The sequence below is a fragment of the Anaerotruncus sp. 80 genome (assembly GCF_009936115.1).
In the GTDB taxonomy this organism is placed as follows: Bacteria; Bacillota; Clostridia; order Peptostreptococcales; family Anaerovoracaceae; genus Senimuribacter; species Senimuribacter intestinalis.
Genome location: NZ_QWES01000012.1, coordinates 26,888 through 49,785, shown reverse-complemented (window position 1 = coordinate 49,785; position 22,898 = coordinate 26,888). Strand labels below are relative to the sequence as shown.

General features: G+C 47.9%; 20 protein-coding genes. 1 reads left to right on the top strand and 19 read right to left on the bottom strand.

What is annotated here, in order from left to right; translation table 11 throughout:
• Window positions 1–3: 3 nt before the first annotated feature.
• Entirely contained in the window at window positions 4–1,293 is a 1,290-nt protein-coding gene (locus tag D1155_RS07340) for a cytosine permease (protein WP_160201743.1), read from the bottom strand.
• A 256-nt stretch (window positions 1,294–1,549) separates the two neighbouring features.
• On the opposite strand from D1155_RS07340, the gene D1155_RS07335 reads away from it, so the two are divergent.
• Window positions 1,550–3,169 (top strand): PucR family transcriptional regulator, encoded by a 1,620-nt coding sequence (locus D1155_RS07335; RefSeq protein ID WP_160201742.1) that lies wholly within the window; start codon window positions 1,550–1,552, stop codon window positions 3,167–3,169.
• 242 nt (window positions 3,170–3,411) lie between these two features.
• Here the strand turns inward: D1155_RS07335 and D1155_RS07330 are convergent, their stop codons facing one another.
• The 18 genes from D1155_RS07330 to D1155_RS07245 all read right to left on the bottom strand — a co-directional run bounded on the left by D1155_RS07330 (window position 3,412) and on the right by D1155_RS07245 (window position 22,892).
• A complete protein-coding gene (locus D1155_RS07330) occupies window positions 3,412–4,215 on the bottom strand; it encodes an EFR1 family ferrodoxin (protein WP_160201741.1) in 804 nt (267 codons plus the stop codon).
• A complete protein-coding gene (locus tag D1155_RS07325) occupies window positions 4,212–5,378 on the bottom strand; it encodes a polynucleotide adenylyltransferase (protein ID WP_160201740.1) in 1,167 nt (388 codons plus the stop codon). The genes D1155_RS07330 and D1155_RS07325 overlap by 4 nt, the downstream gene beginning before the upstream one ends.
• A 345-nt stretch (window positions 5,379–5,723) precedes the next feature.
• Window positions 5,724–6,272, bottom strand: coding sequence for a 2-oxoacid:acceptor oxidoreductase family protein (locus D1155_RS07320; RefSeq protein WP_160201739.1), 549 nt, complete (start codon window positions 6,270–6,272; stop codon window positions 5,724–5,726).
• 3 nt (window positions 6,273–6,275) lie between these two features.
• Window positions 6,276–7,025, bottom strand: coding sequence for a thiamine pyrophosphate-dependent enzyme (locus tag D1155_RS07315; RefSeq protein ID WP_160201738.1), 750 nt, complete (start codon window positions 7,023–7,025; stop codon window positions 6,276–6,278).
• On the bottom strand, window positions 7,025–8,107 hold the full coding sequence (gene vorB / locus D1155_RS07310; protein WP_160201737.1) for a 3-methyl-2-oxobutanoate dehydrogenase subunit VorB: 1,083 nt from the start codon (window positions 8,105–8,107) through the stop codon (window positions 7,025–7,027). The genes D1155_RS07315 and vorB overlap by 1 nt, the downstream gene beginning before the upstream one ends.
• 5 nt (window positions 8,108–8,112) lie before the next feature.
• A complete protein-coding gene (locus D1155_RS07305) occupies window positions 8,113–8,328 on the bottom strand; it encodes a 4Fe-4S dicluster domain-containing protein (RefSeq protein WP_160201736.1) in 216 nt (71 codons plus the stop codon).
• A gap of 277 nt (window positions 8,329–8,605) precedes the next feature.
• Complete coding sequence (locus D1155_RS07300) at window positions 8,606–9,298, bottom strand: hypothetical protein (RefSeq protein ID WP_160201735.1); 693 nt, start codon at window positions 9,296–9,298, stop codon at window positions 8,606–8,608.
• Between the two features lie 118 nt (window positions 9,299–9,416).
• Window positions 9,417–9,851, bottom strand: a complete 435-nt coding sequence (locus D1155_RS07295) for an EamA family transporter (protein ID WP_160201734.1) — start codon at window positions 9,849–9,851, stop codon at window positions 9,417–9,419.
• Window positions 9,852–10,450: 599 nt separating this feature from the next.
• Complete coding sequence (locus tag D1155_RS07290) at window positions 10,451–11,269, bottom strand: polysaccharide deacetylase (protein WP_160201733.1); 819 nt, start codon at window positions 11,267–11,269, stop codon at window positions 10,451–10,453.
• Between the two features lie 2 nt (window positions 11,270–11,271).
• Complete coding sequence (locus tag D1155_RS07285; protein WP_160201732.1) at window positions 11,272–12,900, bottom strand: amidohydrolase; 1,629 nt, start codon at window positions 12,898–12,900, stop codon at window positions 11,272–11,274.
• A 5-nt stretch (window positions 12,901–12,905) separates the two neighbouring features.
• Window positions 12,906–13,865 (bottom strand): arginine deiminase family protein, encoded by a 960-nt coding sequence (locus D1155_RS07280; RefSeq protein WP_201759557.1) that lies wholly within the window; start codon window positions 13,863–13,865, stop codon window positions 12,906–12,908.
• 31 nt (window positions 13,866–13,896) lie between these two features.
• Window positions 13,897–14,841 carry an arginine deiminase family protein gene (locus D1155_RS07275; RefSeq protein WP_160201731.1) on the bottom strand — a complete coding sequence of 315 codons (945 nt, stop codon included), beginning with the start codon at window positions 14,839–14,841 and terminating at the stop codon, window positions 13,897–13,899.
• 164 nt (window positions 14,842–15,005) lie between these two features.
• Window positions 15,006–16,403 carry a sigma 54-interacting transcriptional regulator gene (locus D1155_RS07270; RefSeq protein WP_160201730.1) on the bottom strand — a complete coding sequence of 466 codons (1,398 nt, stop codon included), beginning with the start codon at window positions 16,401–16,403 and terminating at the stop codon, window positions 15,006–15,008.
• Window positions 16,404–16,407: 4 nt separating this feature from the next.
• Window positions 16,408–17,787: a sigma 54-interacting transcriptional regulator gene (locus tag D1155_RS07265; RefSeq protein WP_160201729.1), complete on the bottom strand. Its 1,380-nt coding sequence runs from the start codon at window positions 17,785–17,787 to the stop codon at window positions 16,408–16,410.
• A gap of 121 nt (window positions 17,788–17,908) precedes the next feature.
• A complete protein-coding gene (locus D1155_RS07260; RefSeq protein ID WP_160201728.1) occupies window positions 17,909–19,300 on the bottom strand; it encodes an amino acid permease in 1,392 nt (463 codons plus the stop codon).
• A 262-nt stretch (window positions 19,301–19,562) separates the two neighbouring features.
• Window positions 19,563–20,918, bottom strand: coding sequence for an amidohydrolase family protein (locus D1155_RS07255; RefSeq protein WP_160201727.1), 1,356 nt, complete (start codon window positions 20,916–20,918; stop codon window positions 19,563–19,565).
• Between the two features lie 20 nt (window positions 20,919–20,938).
• Window positions 20,939–21,919, bottom strand: a complete 981-nt coding sequence (locus D1155_RS07250) for an ABC transporter ATP-binding protein (protein WP_160201726.1) — start codon at window positions 21,917–21,919, stop codon at window positions 20,939–20,941.
• Complete coding sequence (locus D1155_RS07245; protein ID WP_160201725.1) at window positions 21,912–22,892, bottom strand: ABC transporter ATP-binding protein; 981 nt, start codon at window positions 22,890–22,892, stop codon at window positions 21,912–21,914. The genes D1155_RS07250 and D1155_RS07245 overlap by 8 nt, the downstream gene beginning before the upstream one ends.
• Window positions 22,893–22,898: the final 6 nt, after the last annotated feature.

Here is a 22,898-nt window from a genome sequence, read left to right as displayed (position 1 = left end):
AGTTTACGTCTCCTTAACAAATGGATTGTATTTCGGATTCTTCACTACAGTGCAGAGAATCCAGTAAACTACGATTGTTACTGCAATACCTACAAGCTCCGGAATGAAGAATTTATCAAAATATGTAGTCAGCGCGCCGCAAATCCATGCGATAATGCCAAGCCAGTTGACACCCGGGAACGGCTCCCAGCCTTCAGCCTTGCCGCGACCCATAACCCAGTAATCTGCAATCAGAACGGCGCAGATTGGAGTAATGAGATAGCTGAGAATGGACAGGAAGTCTACGAAATAGTAAACGATACCGCCCAGAGAAAACAGAATCCCGATGATACCGCAGATTGCTGTCACGATGGCTCTTCTGTCATCTCTCATTTTAAAAATATCTACGACTGCGATACCTGCTGAATAAGCGTTTCCTACGTTGGTTGTCCATGTTGCCAGAATCAGAACCAGCATGCCTGCCGCCGGAAGACCTACATTGGCAAACATTACTGTAATATCTGAATCGCCGGAACAAATGGAAAGAATTGCACCGCATGCCAGCGCACCAACGCCTGCAGGGATGACGCCAAATAGACAGGACAGCGCAGCGCTTTTTCCGTCTTTGCTGTAACGGTTATAGTCACCGCAGGTTGCCGCACCAGAGATGAATCCACCAACAGAAATGGTAATGCCGACCATCATGCCACCGCCACCTTCCGGCTGATACGCTGACAGAACAGCAGCTCCGCCATCACCCAGGGCAATGGACACACCATAAATCAAAAATACGAACAAAAGTGGTACGCTAACAACGTTGAGAATCTTTGTCAGACCAATGCCGTAGAAAGCAGTCACCAGCATTAGAGTGCCCCAAAGCACGCATGCCAGCCACTCAGGAAATGCGATACCAAAACTGGACTGCATGAGTGAGCAGAATGAAGACGCACAGACAATAGTCTGATAGCCGTACCATCCAATCATAGAAATGGCGATAATCAGAGACAAGGTATACTGAGATCCTCTGTCTCCCAGCGCTCTTGATACTGCCATTACAGTCGGTCTTCCCGTCTGTGCAGACTGCGCTGCAATTAACATCATCAGCACTACGACGATTCCGTAGCCGATAAACATCGCCAAAATGGAATCTTTAAAATTCAGCCCAGCCGATACCATAGCGCCTACCATCAGCGCAGGTACACAAATGACATTTCCTGCCCAGATAAAGGCAATGGACGGCCAGCTCTTTTTCTCACTGTCTGGAACCTGTTCCAGCGTGATGGTTTCAACATGACTTTTCTTTGCTTCAGCCATATCGTTTCCTCCTTTCAGGATAAACAAAGGTATTATTGCGTTGTAGTAAGTATAGCAGCAGGGGATATCCCCTGTCATTGGCATAATTGCGGAAAAAGTCTTTATATTTTTATGCACGTAAACAATCATGAAATAATTTCTCAGCGAATATACGGAAAAATTTCACGATTATTTATTTATATTTACAATTATTTCTTGCGTTTCCCTTTCCCTTGGAATAGAATATAGACATTACAATTAATATGGAGGTAATCTAATGAGCCTTACTGTTTCCGACTGTCTGAAACTCCCTTCTCTGCGCAGCGCCAAAGTCATCGCAGGTCATAAAGGGCTTTCCAATATCGTCAACAATGTTTCTGTACTGGAAATTTACGATGCCGAACTCTTTTCGCTGGAAGCCCCGGTCAACGACAGCGACATGACGCTGACCTCTTTCCGCGCTATCGCAGATAACTATGAGCTGCAGTGCAAGCATATTGAGCAAATGCACAGTCTGGGTGACGCCGCCGTAGTGATTTACTACGTAGGAATTTACCTGAAAGAGATTCATCCTTCTCTCATTGAAACTGCTGACCGCCTTGGATTTCCCCTAATTATCATGCCCGAAGGTCGGATAGACTGCTTCTATCGGGAGGTTCTTTATGATGTTTATAAAGCGATTTTCCATGCAAAAAATAAAGAAAAAGACCTGATTAATAACGTGGTAGCCCTATTTTCGAGACTGCCGGAGGACCGCAAAAATCTGACGAATCTGCTGCGTCTTATCAGCGATTCGCTCAAGTGCACAGTGCTTCTTTCTGATACGGTCATGAACAACGTCTGTCTGTCCAAATATCCCGCTTCCAACGACATCACAGCCTCTGACATACACCAGCTTTACGAAAAAACTGGATGTTCAGATTCCCACGGCGCAGAAAGTCTTTGGCAGGGACGGGTGCTGCGCATTTTTCGCCTGCCTTTCACTGTCTTTGAATACCGTAACTTCTCGATTTACGCCATCGACGAATTCGGCTCTCTCACTATGGACGACATGTACGACGTCGTCGAACTACTGGAAATTTTCTCCAAGCTTTGGAGCCTGGACGCAGACAACATTCTGGAAAACTCATTGATTTCATCCATTCTGGACGGCGACTCGGAAAAAATGCGCCAGATTTCCACAAAACTTTCTATCGATATTCGCACCATCAATACTTCAGTATTTTTGCGCCCTTCCCTCATCGGTCTGGAGCCCCAGGGCAAACTTCGCCTGCAGAGAGAAATGGTGCAGCAGATTAAATCCTGCTCTGAAGACTGGGGCAAAACTGTCATCGTGGATACCTATGAATCCCTCATCGTCAGCTTCATTATGTACTCTTCCACCGACAACACGGACAGGGAATATCTCCAGGAGATGACAGAACGGCTGGATACGCTCTGCACAAACTATACTATCTCCTTCTTCCCGTGTGACAACAAAGCAGAGGAAACCCGCAAAACCTATCTGCTGTACAGCGAAACCATTCCTCTCGCCATTTCCATCTTCCCAGACCGGAAATTATTCTCCTACGGTGACATTCTCTTCGCCCACCAATGCGAAACCATCTGCCGCGAAAAGAATGATTCTTTCCGCATCTGCCGCAACATTCTAAAGCCGCTGCTGGAGGACGCTGACAGTGACGCACTGCTAGAAACCCTCAGCGTTTATTATCTGGACGCCAGCTGTGAAGTCAAGGCTACCGCCAGCCAGCTTTTCGTCCACAGAAATACCATTCAATACCGGCTGGCAAAAATTCACGCAATTACCAATTTCAAGACCAACGATTTTCTGTCCAACAACCTCATGTATCAGGCCATCGCCTGCTACAGACTCCATCCGGAGCTGTTTGAGGTGTAGGTTTATTCGTGAAGCTCAATGTATCTTTCTGCCAGTTTTCAGTTTTTTAAGAGATGGTTTTCAAAATCGCAATTTTGTTTGTAAAAAGAAACCCTTTTTACCGACTTTGAAAACGTTGAAAATCGAACAATTGTAATGGTTTTCCGAAACAAGTTCCAGCAATTACAAGGGATTGCACGGTTTTCAAAATGGCGATTTTGTTTGTAAAAAAGCAAACTTTTTCGCAGATTTCGAAAACCACATTATATCCAAATCTGACTTTCCACCCTGTTGTCGGCAAAATCCCGCTCCAGCATGGCTTTGTGACTGAGGAATGCCCCATCGGTAAAGTATTTTGCGCTTTGCGGGCAAACAGCGATACATGCCTGACATTTAATACAAATGCCATCCGTTCCAATGCTCCCCATGGGGCAGTGCTCCGCACAAAGACCGCAGCCGGTGCATTTACCCGAATCGGTCACTGGCTTGGCTTTCAGGAAAACTGCCGGCGTGCCCTCGAGTCCCTTCGGCACATAATAAGGTCCTGCCGGATGATTTCCCGGAAATACTTCTGCACTGAGGGTATGACCTGTCTGCAAGTTCTTCATCGCACCTTCTCCCAACTCTGCCGCTTTTTCAAAGTCTGCTCTTCCCGGTCTTCCCTCCGCCACCTTTGCAAAGGCGTGACGGCACACAAATGCCCCGCCGCCCGCCAGTTTAAAGCCTGTTTCTTCCAGCAAATCCGAAAGTTCAGCCAGACTGTCATCAAAACTACGACCACCGAAAGTTACTACAGGTACGCAGGAAGCGCCTGCACTTTTCACCGAATCTCTGATATAGGGCATGATTTTGTTGGGCAATCTGCCCGCATAAGTGGGCATGCCGAATATGACAAAATCTCTCGCTCCGAATTCCGCCCTGCTCTGCCGATTTTCCGGCTTTGTGATATCAAATTCCTGCACCGCAGCAGCGCCCAGTGCTTCTGCTGCGGCTTTTGCTATGCGAACAATCAGCCCCTTCGTGCTGCCTGTCGGGCTGAAGTATACTGCCCAAATTTGTTTTATCATAAGAGCCCCCTCTCTCTCGCATAATCCAGCAAACATTCGCCGGAGTTTTCCAGTTTCCCATCTATCACAAGTTCCAGCATTTCATCTAGTATGCTGCCGATGGCGGGTCCGGGCACTGCGCCCAGCTTAATTAAATCTCCGCCGCTGACGGCAAGCTGCTGCAAACTCCAGCATGCGCCGTCTGCGATTGCGTCCTTCACCTCTGCTTCCCTTCCAAAGATGCTGTAATACAGAAAACTCGTTTCTTCTCCGTACTGTCGTAAAAGCCGTAGAATTGCACTTCTCTCCCCAGACGGCGCTTTTTTCTCCGCGCAAAGCTTCGCGATATCCGATGCCTGCTCCACCGTGCGATGATCGTATTTCAGTTCCCGCAGGGCTTTTTTTGTATCCGCAGGAAACAGTACCGCAAGGCGAACGGAAAGCGCCGGCGGAAGGTTCTTTACAGAAGCCGGGACTAGTTTAGGGCAGCAAATCTGCAGCACCTCCGCATATCCATCAATCACACTGTCAGCCTCTTTTCCCAGCACCAGCTTGGAAAGTTCCGCGTTGATTCGTTCCTTTGAAATCTGCGTTAGAAGCGGCGCACAGGCACGAACCGCCTTTGCCGTTTCCATTTCCAGCTTAAAACCAAGCACCGCCCGAAAGCGAAGGGCGCGCAAAATCCGCAACGCATCCTCTTCAAATCGTTTCTGCGGTTCACCCACACAGCGGATCAGCTGACACTGGATATCCTTCATGCTGCCGTAAAGATCTACCAGCTTTCGCTGCGGATGATAAGCGATAGCGTTCATAGTAAAATCCCGCCGTTTTAAATCTTCTGCCAAACTCGGTGTAAATACCACCGCCTCCGGATGACGCCCATCCCGATAGTCTCCGTCAATGCGATAGGTAGTTATTTCTACTGGCTTTTCTTCTGTCAAGACCGTAACCGTCCCATGCTTTACACCGGTCTGTACAGTGTTCGCCGCTCCAAAGCAAACTGTCGTCTCTGAGGGAAGTGCCGATGTACATACATCCCAGTCGGAAGGCTGGCGCCCCATGAGTATATCGCGCACGCAACCACCCACGATAAAAGCTTCGTGACCTGCCTCATTCAATAGACGCAAAACTTCCCGCACATAAATTGGTATATTGCTGTTCAACTGTTCTTCCCTTTTCTCCACCAAATAACCTCCTGCCGCATATAGTGTTTATTTATACACTACCGCTGCAATAGGCTTTTGTCAATGTATATTCTCCTTTTAAAAACGAATTTCCTCTTTGCAATATAAGTGATATTGCACTGAAAAATATCCAAGTCTAATGCGGTAGTTCCTGCTGCAGAGAAGCTGATGCGCCATAATCTAAAGCTTTTTTGTATCTATGGCGTTCACCCTCTGAAAATCGCCATATTTTAAACGTTTTACTGTATACATGGCGGCAGTCATCCGTCAAACGCCAAGTACTCCACCACGCAAAAACCACCTGCAAACGGTTTCCTGCCTGCAGGTGGTTTTAAAATACATATTTTATTTTGCAGCTGCGCCAATCGCAAATCCTTTTTCGAAAGCTTCTAAGTTCATCGGCAGGAACTCTGGTTTTTTCTTACCCAGTTTGTTCTTGATAGTTTCGATGATAACTTCTTTTGGAACAACTTCTGTTGCGCCGATGTAAGCGCCCAGCATGATGATGTTCAAAACTTTCGGATTTCCCATTTCCAGAGCCATTTCAGTTACAGGAACTTTGATGACCTTGATGTCGTCTCTCTCGATTGGAGAGATTACGATGGAGCTGTTAATCAGCAGGTTTCCGCCTGGTTTCAGCTTGTCAAGGAATCTATGCAGGGAAGGATCGTTCATGACAATCATATCTTCCATTGCTTCCATAACAGGCGCACCGATTTCGTCATCGGAGATTACAACGTAGCAGTTAGCTGTACCTCCACGCATTTCTGCGCCGTAGGATGGGAAATATGTTACGTGTTTATCAGTTGATTCGCAAGTTGCCTGAGCCAAAAGAGTTCCTAGCATCATGACACCCTGTCCGCCAAATCCGGCAACAAGTAAATTTCTTTCCATGTTCTATTCCTCCTTTGATTTATCTCTGAATACACCCAGCGGGAATTCTTTCAGCATTTTTTCCTCTAAGAAATCCAGCGCTTTTGCTTCGCTCATGCCCCAGTTTGTTGGACATGTAGTAACAATTTCAACCATGGAGAAGCCTTTTCCGTCAATCTGGTTCTGGAATGCTTTCTTGATGGCTGCTTTTGTCTTACGAACGTTAGCAGGTGTGTTGCAGCTGGTTCTTTCCAGATAAGCAGGAGCTGTCAGCTGGCTCAAAACTTCACACATGTGGATTGGATATCCGTGTTCTTCCGGATTTCTGCCCTTCGGTGCAGTAGTAGCCTTCATGCCGATCAGTGTAGTCGGTGCCATCTGACCGCCAGTCATACCGTAGATACCGTTATTTACAAAGATAACGGTAAAGTTTTCACCTCTGTTGGCAGCGGAAACTGTTTCGCCAAGACCGATGGAAGCAAGGTCTCCATCGCCCTGATATGTATAAACCAGAGAATCCGGATTGGATCTCTTCAGACCTGTTGCAACTGCGCAAGCTCTGCCGTGTGCAGAAATGTTCAGGTCGTGGGATACGTATAACTGACCCAGTCCGCAGCAGCCAACACCTTCGCAGCGAACTAATTTGTCCAGCATGCCTAATTCTTCAACAACTTCACCAATCAGTTTGTGAATGGTTCCGTGCATGCAGCCCGGACAGAATCCGGATACGGTTTCAGGTTTGATACCAATGGTTCTCTTATATACTTTTTCCATTATAATACCTCCTTTACCAGTTCATGTGCTGCAGCCATAACTCTTTCTTTTGTCATCAGCTCACCGCCGGATCTGAGACATTCTTTGATTGGACATCTGCCATGAACTGCGTGGTCTACGTCCCATCTCATCTGTGCAGGGATGGACATTTCGATGTCTAAGATACCCTTAACTCTGTTGAAGTCCAGATTTTCAAAGGACTTATATGGGAACGGATGAATTGCAATCGGTCTGATGAGTCCAGCCTTAATGCCTTCTGCTCTCAGTTCTTTTACTGCAATTCTAGCGATACGAGCGGAGATACCATAAGCGGTCAAAATGATTTCTGCGTCATCAACCATGATTTCTTCTACTCTAACGTCATTTTCTTTCCAAGATTCATAAAGTTTTGCAGCTTCAATGTTTACTGGCTCAAAACCGCCGCCTACGCCGCCAGGAAGGATTCTAACCTGTTCTTCCGGTTTGTGTCCAACTGCGGAAACAGCCTTGCGAGCTGCTTTCAGTGCAGCAACCTCTTCATCGCTCTTCATCGGAGGAAGTTCAACAGGCTCCATCATAGTACCCATAACACCGTCTGTCAGAATCAGAACCGGGTTCATGTCTCTTTCTGCCAGGTCAAATGCTTCATAGGTCATATCTACTGCTTCCTGTACAGTGGAAGGAGACAGTACGATCATTTCAAAACCACCGTTGCCGGAAGCCTTGGTTGCCTGCATGTAGTCCTGCTGTGCTGGCTGAATTGCACCGATACCAGGACCGCCTCTCTGCACGTTTACATATACGATTGGAAGACGCGCAGCAGCGCAATAGGAAATACCTTCACTATATAAACTGATACCAGTACTGGAAGAAGAACTCATGGATCTTGTTCCTGTCTGTACTGCGCCATACAGCATATTGACAGAAGCGACTTCACTTTCACCCTGTACGAATACGCCGTTTTCAACTTCCGGCATTCTTCTTGCAAAGTATTCCGGAATCTCGTTCTGTGGTGTGATTGGGTAGCCGGCAAAGAATCTACAGCCAGCTCTGGTAGCTGCTTCTGCGATTGCTTCACAGCCCTTCATAAATACTCTTGCCATTTTTTCTAAACCTCCCTATAAACTTCGATTGCTGCGTCTGGACAGACAACTCCGCAAGCGGCACAGCCGATGCAGTCGTCCGGATTTGCTGCAACAACATACTGGTAGCCTTTAGAATTTACTTTGTCGCCAATAGCGAGCACTTTCTTAGGGCAGAATTTAACGCAATAACCGCAGCTCTTGCAGCTCTCTGCTCTAATTTCCACTTTTCCTTTTGCCATTTTGATTACCTCCTTAATGGTCCTGCCCTGCGAACTCAGTGAGCAGTTTGGCAGACCTTATGCTGGCATTCTCCGGTCTTTAGCCGGTTTAGAATGCGTCGTATAATGGTCCTGCCCTGCGAACTCAGTGAGCAGTCTGGCAGACCTTATGCTTTAGAGCCCCAAAACTTGTTTTGGGCTGGCTCTAGTCGTAACATGGTGTACTGAGCCAGCGAAAAGCAAAGGCTCTCAAACCGTTATTCAATAACCCCAGGCAAAGCCAGGGTAGTTGACATTTCTAATCGACCCACTCATAGGTCAGATACAAATTCACCGGAAGAAGCGGGGTATCTGTCTTTCCTGAAATCTCAGGACAAAGGTGCGCAAGGGCGCACATGTAGTCGACATTCAAATATTCTCCAATTAATGCTTTGACTTTCTCATTGCCAGCAAGCGCTTCCTCCGCTGTAGTAGTAATTCCCACATTGGGATTACTCAAAATTGAGACATTTGCTAAATCGATGCGAGCCATGCCCAATACGCGAGCCATGGTACCGTCAATACTGATTAAATCCTTCGACCACGGACGATATGCGTTAATGACGAAGAAGTTCTGCGTATTTTCTCTATTGAGAAACGGTGAAAATGCACCGATGAGTCTGGCTCCGACATGGTCGCCGCCTACATCCATGATTACAATACTATCTTCGGCCGCCATATAGTTTCTCACGCCGCCCGGCAGGGTCGGTGCATCGAAAAACTGCTCCTCATAATGGAACACGATACCTGCATCCTCAATTTGGTGTCTGATATCTCTGGAACGAAACAGCGGCTTCGTCTGGTCCATATCAAAGAAGTGCACCTTCTTATCAGAAAGCTCTGCAAGCTGGAGGGCAAAGTTAATTGCAATTTCGCTCTTACCGCTGCCTGCTTCGCCTACAAAGACGAAGTTCTTCTTAGTCTTAATCATTTCTGTTAAAATGCTTTTCATCGAAAACTCTCCCATTTTGCATTCTCACTTTACACTTATATTTTAACGAATTGTGACGGAAATGTCAAATTAATTTTCAGAGATTATGACTTTTTGTTTGGTGCATTTTTGCGAATTTTCAGCTCCTCGCCATTACGATGACACCGGCAATGCAAAGACCAATTCCCACCATCTGCTGTACCGTCAAAACCTCTCTATAAAAAAGTATTCCAATCACCGCAAGGACTACGGCAAGAGCAATATTTACAATGGTCGTTCCCACGCTGATATTCCAGCCCAGCTTATACATAAAGACCGATGCTACTTCCACCGCCGTAATGGTAAATCCCATGACAACCGGTGCCCAGTTCATCTTCCCAAACTGCACCGCCAGGTTTTTGTCCTGCCCCATGACCATCCACAGGACAAAGGCTGCAGCCGCAGCCACCACATAGTTAAAAAATACCGCTGCGAAAGGATCCATTGCCTCCGGCACAGATTTTGCGCTGACCTGATAAAAGGTGTGCGCCACCAGAAGCAGTGCTATAGGCCACCAAAATGTAAAAATACTCATACGCTTTCCTCCTTCAACGCCGCAAAATACCTCCTGACAAGAAAACAAAAGCGCCCCGCACCATTCCTTCTAAGGCCTAACGGAATGGATTAGGACGCTAAAATCATCTACCCGGCGGTACATCATCTGCGTTTTTCTTTCAGTTTTATAGGTATAGTGTACATGCGCCTGCAGAAAAAGTCAATGGGAATACAGCAATGTGCCAAGGTGAACACACGAAAAAGTTTTAAATTTCTATGTCGCTGACAAAACTGACATTTTTTTAGTTTTTTGTCAAATCTGTCAGCATTTTAGCTAAAAACGCTGACAAAACTGACAAATTCTTTTGATTTTGTCTGCTTTGTCAGGATTTTAAGAATATGAAACCTAATTCTTCACGATTTGCTGACAAAATTCAGCAAAATCCAAAATTTAGTCAGCGTCGATGGGTGAATGCTCTTTTCATGTGTTTACCGCAGGCAACGCCTAGTCTGATCGAGCAGGCGCTGCCTCGCAGACCCTGCTCAATCCGCTAAAGTGCAGACAAGCAGCGCGCCCGGTGGGTTCCCACCGGGCGCATTGCTTGTTCATAGGAGTACATCTACATTGGATTGTCTTGATTATGCTTGTTCCAAACCTTTACGTGCCAATCTGCTGATTTCCAGCGCCGGTCTGATTGCAACGCCCGGCTTTGTCTTCATGTAGCAGATTAAATCTTCCAGCATGTTAATACGGCTGATTCTGCCGATGCACTGCGGATGCAGCACCAGGGTCATCAGACCGCCTTCTTCATAGAGACCGTCAAATTCGCTCTGCCAAATATCTTTTACATACTGCGGAGAGCAGATTCTTCTTCTTTCCGGCTGCTGCAGTGTGAAGAAGAAGTGGGAAGTATCATCATACAGCCAGGAGAACGGCAGCTCGATTAATTTCTGACCATCTTCACTTTCATGGAAATAAGGCCAGTCACATGCCATGGTGTTTGAGGAATATTCAAAGCCGCTTGCCATGACATTCCGAATGGTTTCTTCGGTCAAAATTGCTTCCGGCGCTCTGTAGCCTAGCGGCTCAACGCCCAGCAGTTCTTTCATGATTTTTTTTGATTTTGCGACCAGTTCTTTGTCCTGTTCCGGGAAATAAGTCGTTTCGTGAAGATAGCCGTGATAGCCGATTTCGTGTCCGCGTCTTACAATTTCCTGGCAGGTTTCGGTATGCTGCTCGATGACCCAGCCCGGAATAAAGAAAGTCGCTTTCAGCTGCTGTCTGTCCAGCATATCTAAAATCCTCGGCACGCCAACTTTAGGACCGTATGCGCCCTCTGCCATTAAATTTGGGTTGTTTAAGCTGTCCATGGTGCGGGAAAACCAGAAAGTTTCCGCATCCAGGTCAAAAGTCAGGGCTACGCCCATTTTTACGCCTTCCGGCCAATTCTTTCTCATTTTTATTCCTCCTCTTCCATATCGAAGGCAAGCGCGCCGTCAATATAGGTTTTCATCACCTGAATATTTTTAATCGTATCCTCCGGCACGCTGAATACATCGTCTGACAGCACGACAAAGTTTGCCCGCTTGCCGACTTCCAGAGAGCCGAGAGAATCTTCATCTTTAGAAACATAAGCGCCATAAATGGTATGCAGTTTGACTGCATCCAGTCTGCTCATTTTCTCTTCCGGATACCATCCGCCTTCCGGCTGTCCGGACAGATCTTTTCTGGTCACGTTGACCTGAATGCCCTCCAGCGGATTGACCGATTCAATCGGAAGATCGGAGCCAGCCGCCAGACGGATGCCCTGTTTCAGCATGCTGCCGAAGCAGTAGCTGGTCTTCATACGTTCGCCGACACGAGAATCTGCGATGCTCCAGTCGGAATGAATATACATCGGCTGAATCAAGCCGATCGCGTCGACTTCCTTGTACTTCTCGAAAATGCGCTCGTTCATAATCTGACTGTGGATAATAGAAGGACGCAGCTGTTTTTCTTTGATGGTATCTTTTACAGAAATGCATCCGTCCAGGAAGGTCTCTACTGCAGCGTCTCCGATGGCATGAATCGTCAAATCAAAATCGTGATCCACGATTTCTTTTGCGATAGCGGAAAGTTCTTCCTTATCCCAATACAGGCAGCCGCAGCTGTCCGGCTTATCACTGTAAGGCTCGTTCAGTCCTGCAGACCATGCGCCCAGTGAGCCGTCGCCCAGGAACTTAATCGGTCCGATTTTGATTTTTCCAAACCGCTGCCAGGAGTGGAATCCATAATCAAAGAATTCCTGCAGCTGGTCCGGTCTGTGAATCCGCAGCTGTAAAACCAGATCAATCGGCATTTTTCCTTCTGCGCAAAGTTCCAGATAAGCTTCCCACAGCGCCCGTTTATCGTCGACAGAATAGAAGTCTTCCGTATGGCAGACGGTCACGCCGTTTTTCACCATTTCGCGGAAAGAAAATTCCAGCAGTTCTTTCATCTGCAGTTTATCTGTCAGTTTTGGCACGTGATCACCGATTAGGCTCATGGCGCTTTCCAGCATGACGCCAGTCGGGGAGCCGTCGGCAAACCGTACCAGTTCACCGCCCTGAGGGTCAGGTGTGTTCTTGTCAATGCCAGCGATTTTCATAGCCATGGAGTTGGCAGCGCAAATGGTTCCGCAGCGTCTGTCCAGCATAATCGGGTGGGTATCAGAGATGCGGTCCAGATCGTTGACTGTTGGAAATTCTCCGCCCGGAAATACTTCCTGATCCCAGCCGAACCCAGTGACCCATTCGCCGTCCGGAATCTGGTTTTCCTCGATATACTGCTTTACGATTTCTACCATTTCGTCCGCACTGCGGGCAGCGCCCAGAGACGCCGTTTTTTTCTCAAAAATGGCATGGCTCAAAAGGTGGATGTGAGCGTCGATAAAGCCAGGTAAAACGTCTTTTCCGCCCAGATCGACGATTTCACAGTCCTGCGCCTTTTTCGTAATTTCCTCGGTCGTTCCCAGCGCAGAGATGATTCCATCTTCACAAATCATCGCCTCCACGAGGGTATTTTCAGTATCAATTGTTCTGATTCTGCCATTTACAAATGCTTTTTTCATGTCGCTTAACCTCTTTTCAAAAATGCAGTGCAGCAGTGAATTGCACCGAACCCTTTCATGATTTCATCAAATTCTACAGGAATGACATTGATGCCGTTCTTTTCAAGCAGCTCCTGTGAGCGCGGATTGCCTGCAGGCATTACGATTGTGCCTGGCTCTATGGCAACAAAGTTGATGGCAAAGCTCTCTTTTGCTTCAATTCTGGAAGGGCATTCCAGCAGCTTGATGCCTTTTTTCTTCAGCGCGTCGCACACGTCATAAGGCACCTGCGATGCGTGAATCATCGCAACGTCATGGCTTGCCATGTTTAACAGTCCGTCAATGTGGGCGTGTCCATATGGAATCTGCATGTGCAGGATTTCGGTAACGCCCATTCTGCGCAATTCCTGCTCTACCATTTCATAGCCTTCCCGGTTGGTACGCACGCCGGATGCCAGTACGACGGTATGACGGTCGATCCACAGTCCCATGGCGCCTTCAAAAGTGCCGCTGCCGCATACCGTTCTGATAATTGGCACACCCAGTTCTGCCAACTTCTTCGCCGCGTACCGTTCTTCACCTCGTCTTGCTTCCATGGCTGGCCTTGTCACGATGGCGCCTTCCGGTGTCATAAACACTAGATCGCGGCAGAACAAAGCATTGGGTCTGTCTTCCCGCTGTTCTTCGATATAGTGCACAGTCGCACCGTGATCTCTGTAAATCTGCGCCAGCGCGTCATGCTGCTGCCGGAACCGCTCAGGGTCGATCGGTGCTTTGAATCTAGCAGCCTGCCAGTCAAAGTTTTCAATTTCCTTTCCCGGTCTGCGCATGAGCACGGCGCGCAGGGTATCTACTTCAGAGCAAACGCCCCAGTCTCCCCAAAGCTCCGGCATATCGTCAATGATAGAAGATTCTTTCGCAAACCAGCGCTCTCCTGGAAGCGCGTCAATATCTACAGTGTTGTTCATACCTTGTTTTTCGTTCATAAATTCCTCCTTGTATATAATCGATGTCAAATTAGCCTCTCTTCAGATAAGCAGTAATACAGTGCAGCGCGCCTTTGCCTTTCATAATTTCAGAAATATTGACAGTCTGCACTTTAATGCCGCTGTTTTCTAACAGTTCCTGGGTTCTAGGGCTTCCTTCCGGCATAAGAATATGACCCGGCTCCAGCGCTACGAAATTGCAGGCAAAGTTTTCTCTCACCTCTGTCTGAGACGGTGCTTCCAGAATGCGGTAACCCTTTTTCTTCAGCATGTCTAAAATATCGTAAGGCACCTGGGAAGCATGTACCAGCACATCTTCGTGGCTCAGCGGATTCATCAGTCCGTCGATGTGAATGTTGCTGTAAGGCTGCTGCATATGGTACACGTCGACACCCATGCGTTCCAGCTCGTATTTTACCTGTTCATAACCGCTCCGGTTGCAGCGGCTGCCGGTGGATAAAACGCAGGTATGTCTGTCTACCCACATGCCGTTAGCGCCTTCAAACATGCCGTCTCCAGCAATGGTGCGCAGAATTGGCACACCCAGCTTGCCCAGAGCTTCGGCGATATAGCGTTCTTCCCCTCTGCGGGCTGCCATGCCTGGTCTTGTCAAAATCGCGCCTTCCGGTGTCATAAACATCAGATCACGGCAGAAAATAGCGTTCGGTCTATCCTCTCTCTGGTGTTCCACATAATGTACCTTGACGCCAAAGTCTGTGTAGACCTTTACCACATCGTCATGCTGTTTTCTCATCAGCTCCACATCGATGGGTTCATCAGAAAATCTAACTGCCGCAGCATCAAAATCTTCTACCTCTTTTCCGGGTCTTCTCATCAGTACTGCCCGCAGGGTGTCGACTTCGGAACAAACGCCGAAATCACCCCAGTATTCATTCATATCTTCTTCAAAAGCAGTTTCTTTTGGAAACCATCTTTCCCCTGGTATTGCATCAATATCGTGTTTTAATTGGCTCATATTGCCTTCACCTCCATTTTCATGATCATCAATAATTTATATAGCAATTCCCGTGCCAAGAAAAAAGCCAATCAGCATCGGAAATTCCGATCGTCTTTTCGTTGAAATTACAAGCACTCTTTCGTGCTGCAGAAAGAGTGCAAGCAATCAAAATCTCCAGTGTGTTAAAATTTTTTCAGACTGTCAAATTTATTTTCAATGCCATACTGCTTCATTTTATGGTTCAAGTTCTGCCTGCTGATGTGCAGCGCCGCCAACAGGTTCTGCATGGTGCTGTGTTCCTCCATGCTCCTTAGAATCAGATTGCGTTCATACCCTTGAAGAATCTCTTTCAAAGGGCGGCACGCTGCAGCCGCAAAAGGCGGAAATGTTTCCTCTTCTTCCGTTTCCAGCTCCGAAATCCATGGGATATCTTCCAGATGAAGCAGCGTATCTTTTGCGAAGTTAAAAGCGCCTTCGATGGTATTGGCAAGCTCTCGGACATTGCCGGGCCAGTCATAACGCAGGAAAAAATCCTTTACGCTGTCATCCACCCCTAAAATATGCCGGTCCATTCTTCGATTATTTTCTCTGATGAAGTGTTCGGTCAGCAGCATGATATCTTCTTTACGCGCCTTCAAATCGGGCATGTCAATCTGCACCACACGAAGCCTGTAATAAAGGTCTTCGCGCAGGATTCCATTTCTGACCAGCTGCAGCGGATCGATATTTGCCGCCGCAATGACCCGCACATTGACGGGACGCGGCTCGTAATCGCCCACTCTTGTGATTTTCTGCTCCTCAATGGCTTTCAGAATCTTTGCCTGCAGATTCAAATCCATATTGTTGATTTCGTCCAGAAAAAGGGTACCGCCGTCAGCCGTTTCAAAGAGCCCTCTGCGGTCTTCCGCACCGGTAAAACTGCCCTTTATCGTGCCGAATAAAATACTCTCCATCAGGGTGGATGGGATGGCGGCGCAGTTTTGCGTGACAAAACGATGTTTGCTGCGCGCGCTGCCCGCGTGAATGGCTTCTGCTGCCATCCCTTTGCCGGAACCCGTTTTTCCATACAGCAAAATGGAAGAATCGGTTTTGGAAACTTTTCGGATTTTGTTCTTGACCGCTTCCATATCGGAACTTTCGGAAATGATATCGTCTACTGTGAAACAAGCGCGCTCAATTTCACTGTTAATCGGCGTAATATAAATATTGCGGTATTCATTTTCACCGATGATATACTGGGAGGCTTCCACCGCGCCAATGATTTCGTTTCCATCAAAAATAGGCAGCGTTGTATTGATCTCCTGCACTTCCTGTCCCTTAAAGTATTTGATTTTCTGATAAATGTTGGACGTCGGTTTTCCCGTTTGCAGCGCCCGCATAATCGTACTGTTTTCCAAGTCCAATTCGGGATAAATCTGCGGCAGCGTTTTTCCAATCACATCTTTTTCGCACAGCTGATTGATGTCAGGACGATTGTTATAGTAATACACGGCTGTCGCGCTCCGATCAAAGATGATGATGCCGTTGAAATAGTTGTATACATCCAATATTTCCTGCGCATATTCCCGCAATTTTTTCATGCCGTTACTCCTCTCCGCGGCAGATATCCGCAATCTCCAGCGACTTCATTTTCGCACTCAGGGTCTGCCTGCTGATCCCAAGACAGGCTGCGGTATCTGTAATACTGCCGCACTGGGTCAGCGCTTCCTGCAAAATATACCGTTCAAAGCGCTGCATTCTTGCTTTCAGACTATTAATCGGCAGACACTTCTCGTCATACTGCTCTCCGGCAGCAGCAAGTACATTGATGTCGATATCTTCCATGTCGATCACATCGCCTTCACATAGGTTGAAACCGCTTTCAATCATATTTCGCAGTTCCCGCACATTGCCCGGCCAGGTGTATTGGCAGAATGCCGCCATAAGCTCCGAAGACACGCCTTTGATCTGCCTTTGCATCGTCCGGTTAAAAAAGTCGATATAATGTTCGATCAGCGGTACGATGTCTTCCTTTCGTTCCCGCAGCGGCGGCAAATCCAGCTGCACCACGCGCAGGCGGTAATACAAATCCTCCCGCAGTGTTCCGTTTTGCACGCATTCTTTCGGAGATTCATTCATCGCAGCAATAATCCTTACGTCCACAGGAATTTCCTTGGTACTTCCGATACGCGTTACTTTTTGCTCCTCCAACACGCGCAGCAGCTTTGCCTGTACTGCCAGGTCCATAGAATTGACTTCGTCCAGAAAAAGTGTACCGCCGCTGGCAGCTTCAAAGAGTCCCATATGATTTTCCGCATTGGTAAACCCTCCTTTTACAGTGCCGAACAGAATGCTTTCCAGCAAATTCTCCGGGATGGCGGCGCAGTTCTGAGAGAGAAACCGTTTTCCGCCCCGCGAGCTGTTTGCGTGCAGCGCCTGCGCGACCAACTCTTTTCCTGTACCGGTTTCTCCATAGATGAGCACCGTGGATTTCGTACGGGACGCCTGAATGATTCGCTCTTTTAACTGCTCCATTGGCGCAGAAACCGAGACGATATCGCGCAGCAGATAGGGCTCCCGTGTGCCGGTCGTTTTAGAATTCATGATAAAAATGTTCAGATGTTCTTCTCGTTCTTCCAGATACAGAAACACCTCGATACAGCCGGCAATCTGATTCTCTATATAGATAGGAAAGGTGCTGAACAACGCCTCATAAGTCTCATTTCTATAATTAATCAGCTTCTGATACTGATTCAGCAGCGGCTTTCCGGTTCGAACTACCTCAAACATGGAGCTGTTTTCCCGTTCCAGATCAGGATATATCGTAAACAGGCTCTTTCCCCGGGTTTCTTCGTTAGTCAGCGTATTGATGTCTTTGCGGCTGTTGTAATAGTATTCGATGATCCCCTTTCGGTCCATGATGATGGCGCCGTCGTAGTAATTGTAAATATTCAGAATCTGTTTGACATAGTTTGATAATTCCATATGTGTTTCTCTCCTGTCCGCGGCTTGCGCCCCGCAAAGTTTAAGAAAAAATCCCCCAGGATAAGACCTGGGTCTTTCCTGGGGGATTTGGGGGAACCTCCCCTGTATGATAAGGGCTATTTTATGCGTTCTTTGCTTCCTTCTTGTTCAGGCGGTCATAGTAGATGTAGATGACTGCGCCGATTGCAGGAACGACGATTAATCCGAAGATGGACATCATAGGGTCGTCCAGGAAGTTGCTGACAAGCAGTGCTACAAAGCATAAAGTGGCGATAATTACAGTTACTACACCGCCAGGCACCTTGTAAGGTTTTTCTTTGTCAGGGAAGCGATAACGGTTGACCAGTACACCGAATACACCAAGCAGAGAGCCGATGGCGCCCAGGAATACAACCAATGTGGTCAGCTGATCCAGACTGCGGAACAGTACCAGAATGATAGCGATGACACACTGGGTGATCAGCGCGATTGCAGGAACACCTTTATTGGAAAGCTTTCCCTGATTTCTGAAGAAATGTCCCTCGTGAGACATCGCGTAGCCGACTCTGGCATATGCCAGTACCTGCCCGTTCAGAGAACCCAGCATCGCAATCAGCATAGCTGCAACAACCAGGACGCTGCCGAAGCCGCCGAACAGACGTCTTGCGACTTCTGTACCCAGATATACGTTATCCGCTTCAATCATGGTTTTTGCTTCTTCGATTGGAATGACACGATAGATCGCGAAGTTAAACAAAATGTAGAATACGGTTACAAATCCGACACCGATGATCAGCGCTTTCGGAAGATTCTTCTGCGGATTTCTCATTTCTTCGCCCAAGTTGGCTACATTGGACCAGCCTTCAAACGCCCACAGGGAGGACAGGGTAGCGAATGCTACGATTCCGATTCCACTGGTAAAGCTAGCTGTTTCGCCAGTCGCTTCCACCGGAACAGGGCTTAAGTCCGGCATCTGATTGCCGATAATAATGGCGCCGATCAGAATAATCGCCATTGGCACAATCTTAGCAACCATGGTGATGTTTGCCATAACAGATGCCTCTTTTACACCTAAAATATTATACAAGGTAAATAAGATAATAAGGACGATAGCGATAGACTTGATGTGCATGTCCCCCATACCAGGAAAAAATTCCACCAGTGCAGTAGGTATTGCAATCGCCACCGCGGAAATGGAACCTGGACTTGCGATAAGCCACTGGCTGAATCCGTACATATAACCTACGACAGGATGATATACCTCGTTGAGATATACAGTTAGTCCGCCGGCCTTTGGCATAGAAGAGCCAAGTTCCGAGAAACAAAGAGCACCCAGCAGACTGATAACGCCGCCAACCAGCCAGCAAAGCAGCGCAACGCCAGTATCATAATTCGCTCGCTGTAATACATAAGAGCCTAAGTAGAAAATACCGGAACCGATCATAATGCCGGCAACGATGCTTACGCCGCCGAAAACAGAAATCTCTTTTTTAAATTCGCCGTTTTCAGCCGCAATATTTTTTTGATTTGACATTCTTTCTCCTCCTTTTCATTTTGATTGTCGAAAAAGATAATTGCAAAGAGTATGCCAAAAGAACATTTGTTAAAATTTCAACATCTTAAGACTCATGTACAATCTCTTCATCTTCACTTTGCAGAAAATTTTCTTAACATGTCAAATATGCGGCGGCCACTTTGATACATTCACCATAGCTCTGCCACTAAAGTGCAAGCAGCCGCACAGGGCTTTAAATCCCGGGCGGCTGCTTACTTTATTGAAAGGTGTCATTATGAATTTAGCTGTTTTGATATGGAATGAACCGTCCCAGTGTTCCGTTGACCATGGTTTTGTCTTTTACCGCAATCTGTCCGCCTAATATGACATAAGAAATCCCATCGGGCGGCAGGGTCGGCTGTTCGTAGGTGGCGCAGTCGGCAATCGCATTCTCATCGAAAATGACGATATCCGCATCGAAACCTTCTCTGATTTCACCTTTTGTCTTCAAATTGAGACGATCAGCAGGCAGCACTGTCATCTTGCGCAGCGCGTCCATCATGGTGAGAACGCCTTTTTCGCGCACCATCCTTCCAAGTACACGAGGGAATGTTCCCGCACCTCTCGGATGACCGCCACCGTCAGTGAATCCGCAGTCGCTGCCTACCATAACGTAAGGAGCCTGATACGCAAGCTCTACTTCCAGCTCGTTCATCACAAAGGCCGCCACATACAGATCCGGGTCTTCCGCGCGCAGTTTTTCAAACAGCGCCTTGTCGCACCGCTGTCCTTTATATGGACCTGCCGTAACCATCAGGTCGCTGTAGTCCCACTTCTCAAAGCTGGCTTCATCAAATACCGCGGTACCGATGCCGGTGCAGAACGCCGTGTAAGGATAGCAGTCGCAGGTAATGTCCACCCCAGCGCCTCTGGCTTCCTCGATACACGTCAGCGCCTGTCGCATGTAGCCTACCGCGCTGCAGCTTCCAATATGGGACATCTGCATGCCGTAGCCGCTTCTGCGCTGAATTTCCACCAGTTCCTCAATGGATGCCACACTGTCCGGTCCATCTGCGCGAAAATGCACAGAGGTCAAATATCCCGGCTCCTCCAGGGCAGACAAAAGTTCCACCGTTTCATCAGTTGTCACACCCGGCGCATATTCAAATCCGCAGGACAGTCCCACAGGACCGTATTTTCTGCATGCTGCCAGTTCCCGTTTCATCTGGTCAAGCTGTGCTTGCGTAGACGGTTTGTACCTGTCGCCGGCGCCGGCATGCTCACGCAGGCTGTTTTGTCCCACAAACATCATATAGTTGGTAGGACTGCCCTGACTGTTTACTCTGCCGCAAAAGTCTTCCAGCCTGTTATAGCTGTCACCGCAGTTGCCGCCTACTTTCGTCGTAACGCCCATTCTGACCTCACAGGCCGCTGTGAAAAAGTCATGTGCATCGCCGTGCAGCGCGTTTTCATGGGCATGGATGTCGATAAAACCGGGAGAGGCAATTTTGCCCTCCGCATCGATGGTTTCCAGCGTATCCTCATCCACCGTTCCTACTTTCAAAATCGTTCCGTGATCGATTAAAATGTCGGCAACTTCCCAGGTATCTGTTTCAAAATCAGGGATTTTCGCATTCAATATTTTTAACTCTTTCATTGTTTCTCCTCACTGCAACCTTAAAATTCCAGTTCTCCTGCAAAATGGCACGCCGAAAAATGGCCTTCGCCTACTTCTTTCATCTCCGGCGCTTCTGCCTTGCAGATTTCCTTACAATATTTACATCTGCCTGCGAATCGGCAGCCCGGCGTATCTTCGGTCAAACTCGGCATATCGCCGCTGAGCAGATACTTCTTGCGATACCGCTCTTTCGGATGCAGAGGCGGCACAGAAGAAAGCAGCCCGAAGGTGTACGGATGGGTGCAGAATGCGTATATGTCGGCAGTTTTGCCGATCTCCATGATCTTGCCGCCGTACATCACGCAGATCCGATCACTCATATATCTAACCACAGACAGATTGTGGGTAATGAACAGATAGGTCATGGAAAGTTCATCCTGCAGTTTGAGAAGTTCATTCAGCGTCTGCGCCTGCACCGACACATCCAGTGCACTGGTCGGTTCGTCCAGCACCAAAAGTTTCGGTTTCAGCATAATGGCGCGGGCAATACTGACTCTCTGCTGCTGTCCGCCTGACAGTTCATGGGGAAATCTGTCGAGAAGCTCCAGTCCAATATTGATCTTCTCCGCCGTATCGTAAATCAAATCCTTGGCGGTCGCCTTATTATAGCCATTAATCAAAAGCGGTCTTTCCAGGGAACGATAGATAGAAGAACGGGGATTCAGTGAGGATGCAGGGTCCTGAAACACTGCGCCTACACTTTGCCGCAGGGCTTTTTTATTCTTTTTGTCCCATACATCGAGTCCGTCCAGATAAATGGTACTCTCGGTCGGCGGCAAAAGCCCCAGAATCATCTTTGCCAGCGTCGTTTTTCCACTTCCGCTTTCTCCCACAAGTCCCAGGGTTTCCCCACGGAAAATTTCCAGATTCACATCGTCCACTGCCCGGACAAAGGCGTTTTTCTTGTCTCTCCGCAGGGGAAAGTATTTTTTCAGATGCTCCATCCGAACCAGCGTCCGGTCTTTTTCTTCACTATACATGTTCCGCACCTCCCTCCTGCAGCAAGCACGCACATAAATGCTGCTCTGCCACTTCTCTGAGCACAGGTTTTCGTTCCCTGCACAAAGGCGTGCAGTCAGGACACCGATCAGCAAAATTGCAGCCTGCTCTTTCTTCCGCAAGATTCGGCACAAAGCCTTTGATGGTCTGCAGTCTGCCTTCCTCTTTGGTAATCGTCGGCAGCGCTTTCATCAGCAGCTTCGTGTACGGATGTTTAGGATTATCAAAGATTTCAAAGACTTCGCCCACTTCGATCAGGTTTCCCGCGTACATGACGCCGACTCTGTCAGCTACATCCGCTACGATACCGAAATCATGGGTAATCATCAGGATTGCCGAATCATATTTTTTACGCAGTTCGTTCATCAGTTCAATGATGCCCGCCTGTATGGTCACATCCAGCGCCGTAGTCGGCTCGTCGGCAATGAGTAGCTTTGGATTTCTGCACAGCATCATGCCAATCATGACACGCTGCCGCATGCCGCCGCTAATCTCATGAGGATAAGACTTCATTCTCGATTCCACATCGGAGAGTTTCACGTCGCGGAGCATGTCAAAAGCGATTTGATAGGCTTTCTCTTTCTCCATCTTTTCGACCAGCAGTCCCTCCATCATCTGCGTGCCTACGGTATAAACCGGGTTCAGAGAATCCAGCGGATTCTGGAAGATCATGCCGATTTCGCTGCCCCGCACCTTTGTCATTTCCTGACGAGACAATTCCAGCAGATTTCTTCCGTCAAAATTGACCGCGCCGCCGCTGATTTTGCCCGGCGATTTAATCAGCTGCATGACGCCCATAGCAGTCGTCGACTTTCCGCAGCCGGATTCACCGACCAGGGCGAAGACCTCGCCTTTTTTTATATCAAAACTGACATGATCCACAGCCTTGACCGTGCCGCCCTGGGTTTCAAATTGAATACACAGGTCCCTGACCTCTAAAAGATTTTCACTCATTCTTTC

Excerpts from the sequence above, each read along its gene's own strand:
- D1155_RS07340 (WP_160201743.1), bottom strand. The coding sequence starts at position 1,293 with ATGGCTGAAGCAAAGAAAAGTCATGTTGAAACCATCACGCTGGAACAG.
- D1155_RS07335 (WP_160201742.1), top strand. The coding sequence starts at position 1,550 with ATGAGCCTTACTGTTTCCGACTGTCTGAAACTCCCTTCTCTGCGCAGC.
- D1155_RS07330 (WP_160201741.1), bottom strand. The coding sequence starts at position 4,215 with ATGATAAAACAAATTTGGGCAGTATACTTCAGCCCGACAGGCAGCACG.
- D1155_RS07320 (WP_160201739.1), bottom strand. The coding sequence starts at position 6,272 with ATGGAAAGAAATTTACTTGTTGCCGGATTTGGCGGACAGGGTGTCATG.
- D1155_RS07315 (WP_160201738.1), bottom strand. The coding sequence starts at position 7,025 with ATGGAAAAAGTATATAAGAGAACCATTGGTATCAAACCTGAAACCGTA.
- vorB (WP_160201737.1), bottom strand. The coding sequence starts at position 8,107 with ATGGCAAGAGTATTTATGAAGGGCTGTGAAGCAATCGCAGAAGCAGCT.
- D1155_RS07305 (WP_160201736.1), bottom strand. The coding sequence starts at position 8,328 with ATGGCAAAAGGAAAAGTGGAAATTAGAGCAGAGAGCTGCAAGAGCTGC.
- D1155_RS07300 (WP_160201735.1), bottom strand. The coding sequence starts at position 9,298 with ATGAAAAGCATTTTAACAGAAATGATTAAGACTAAGAAGAACTTCGTC.
- D1155_RS07295 (WP_160201734.1), bottom strand. The coding sequence starts at position 9,851 with ATGAGTATTTTTACATTTTGGTGGCCTATAGCACTGCTTCTGGTGGCG.
- D1155_RS07290 (WP_160201733.1), bottom strand. The coding sequence starts at position 11,269 with ATGAGAAAGAATTGGCCGGAAGGCGTAAAAATGGGCGTAGCCCTGACT.
- D1155_RS07285 (WP_160201732.1), bottom strand. The coding sequence starts at position 12,900 with ATGAAAAAAGCATTTGTAAATGGCAGAATCAGAACAATTGATACTGAA.
- D1155_RS07280 (WP_201759557.1), bottom strand. The coding sequence starts at position 13,865 with ATGAACGAAAAACAAGGTATGAACAACACTGTAGATATTGACGCGCTT.
- D1155_RS07275 (WP_160201731.1), bottom strand. The coding sequence starts at position 14,841 with ATGAGCCAATTAAAACACGATATTGATGCAATACCAGGGGAAAGATGG.
- D1155_RS07270 (WP_160201730.1), bottom strand. The coding sequence starts at position 16,403 with ATGAAAAAATTGCGGGAATATGCGCAGGAAATATTGGATGTATACAAC.
- D1155_RS07265 (WP_160201729.1), bottom strand. The coding sequence starts at position 17,787 with ATGGAATTATCAAACTATGTCAAACAGATTCTGAATATTTACAATTAC.
- D1155_RS07260 (WP_160201728.1), bottom strand. The coding sequence starts at position 19,300 with ATGTCAAATCAAAAAAATATTGCGGCTGAAAACGGCGAATTTAAAAAA.
- D1155_RS07255 (WP_160201727.1), bottom strand. The coding sequence starts at position 20,918 with ATGAAAGAGTTAAAAATATTGAATGCGAAAATCCCTGATTTTGAAACA.
- D1155_RS07250 (WP_160201726.1), bottom strand. The coding sequence starts at position 21,919 with ATGTATAGTGAAGAAAAAGACCGGACGCTGGTTCGGATGGAGCATCTG.
- D1155_RS07245 (WP_160201725.1), bottom strand. The coding sequence starts at position 22,892 with ATGAGTGAAAATCTTTTAGAGGTCAGGGACCTGTGTATTCAATTTGAA.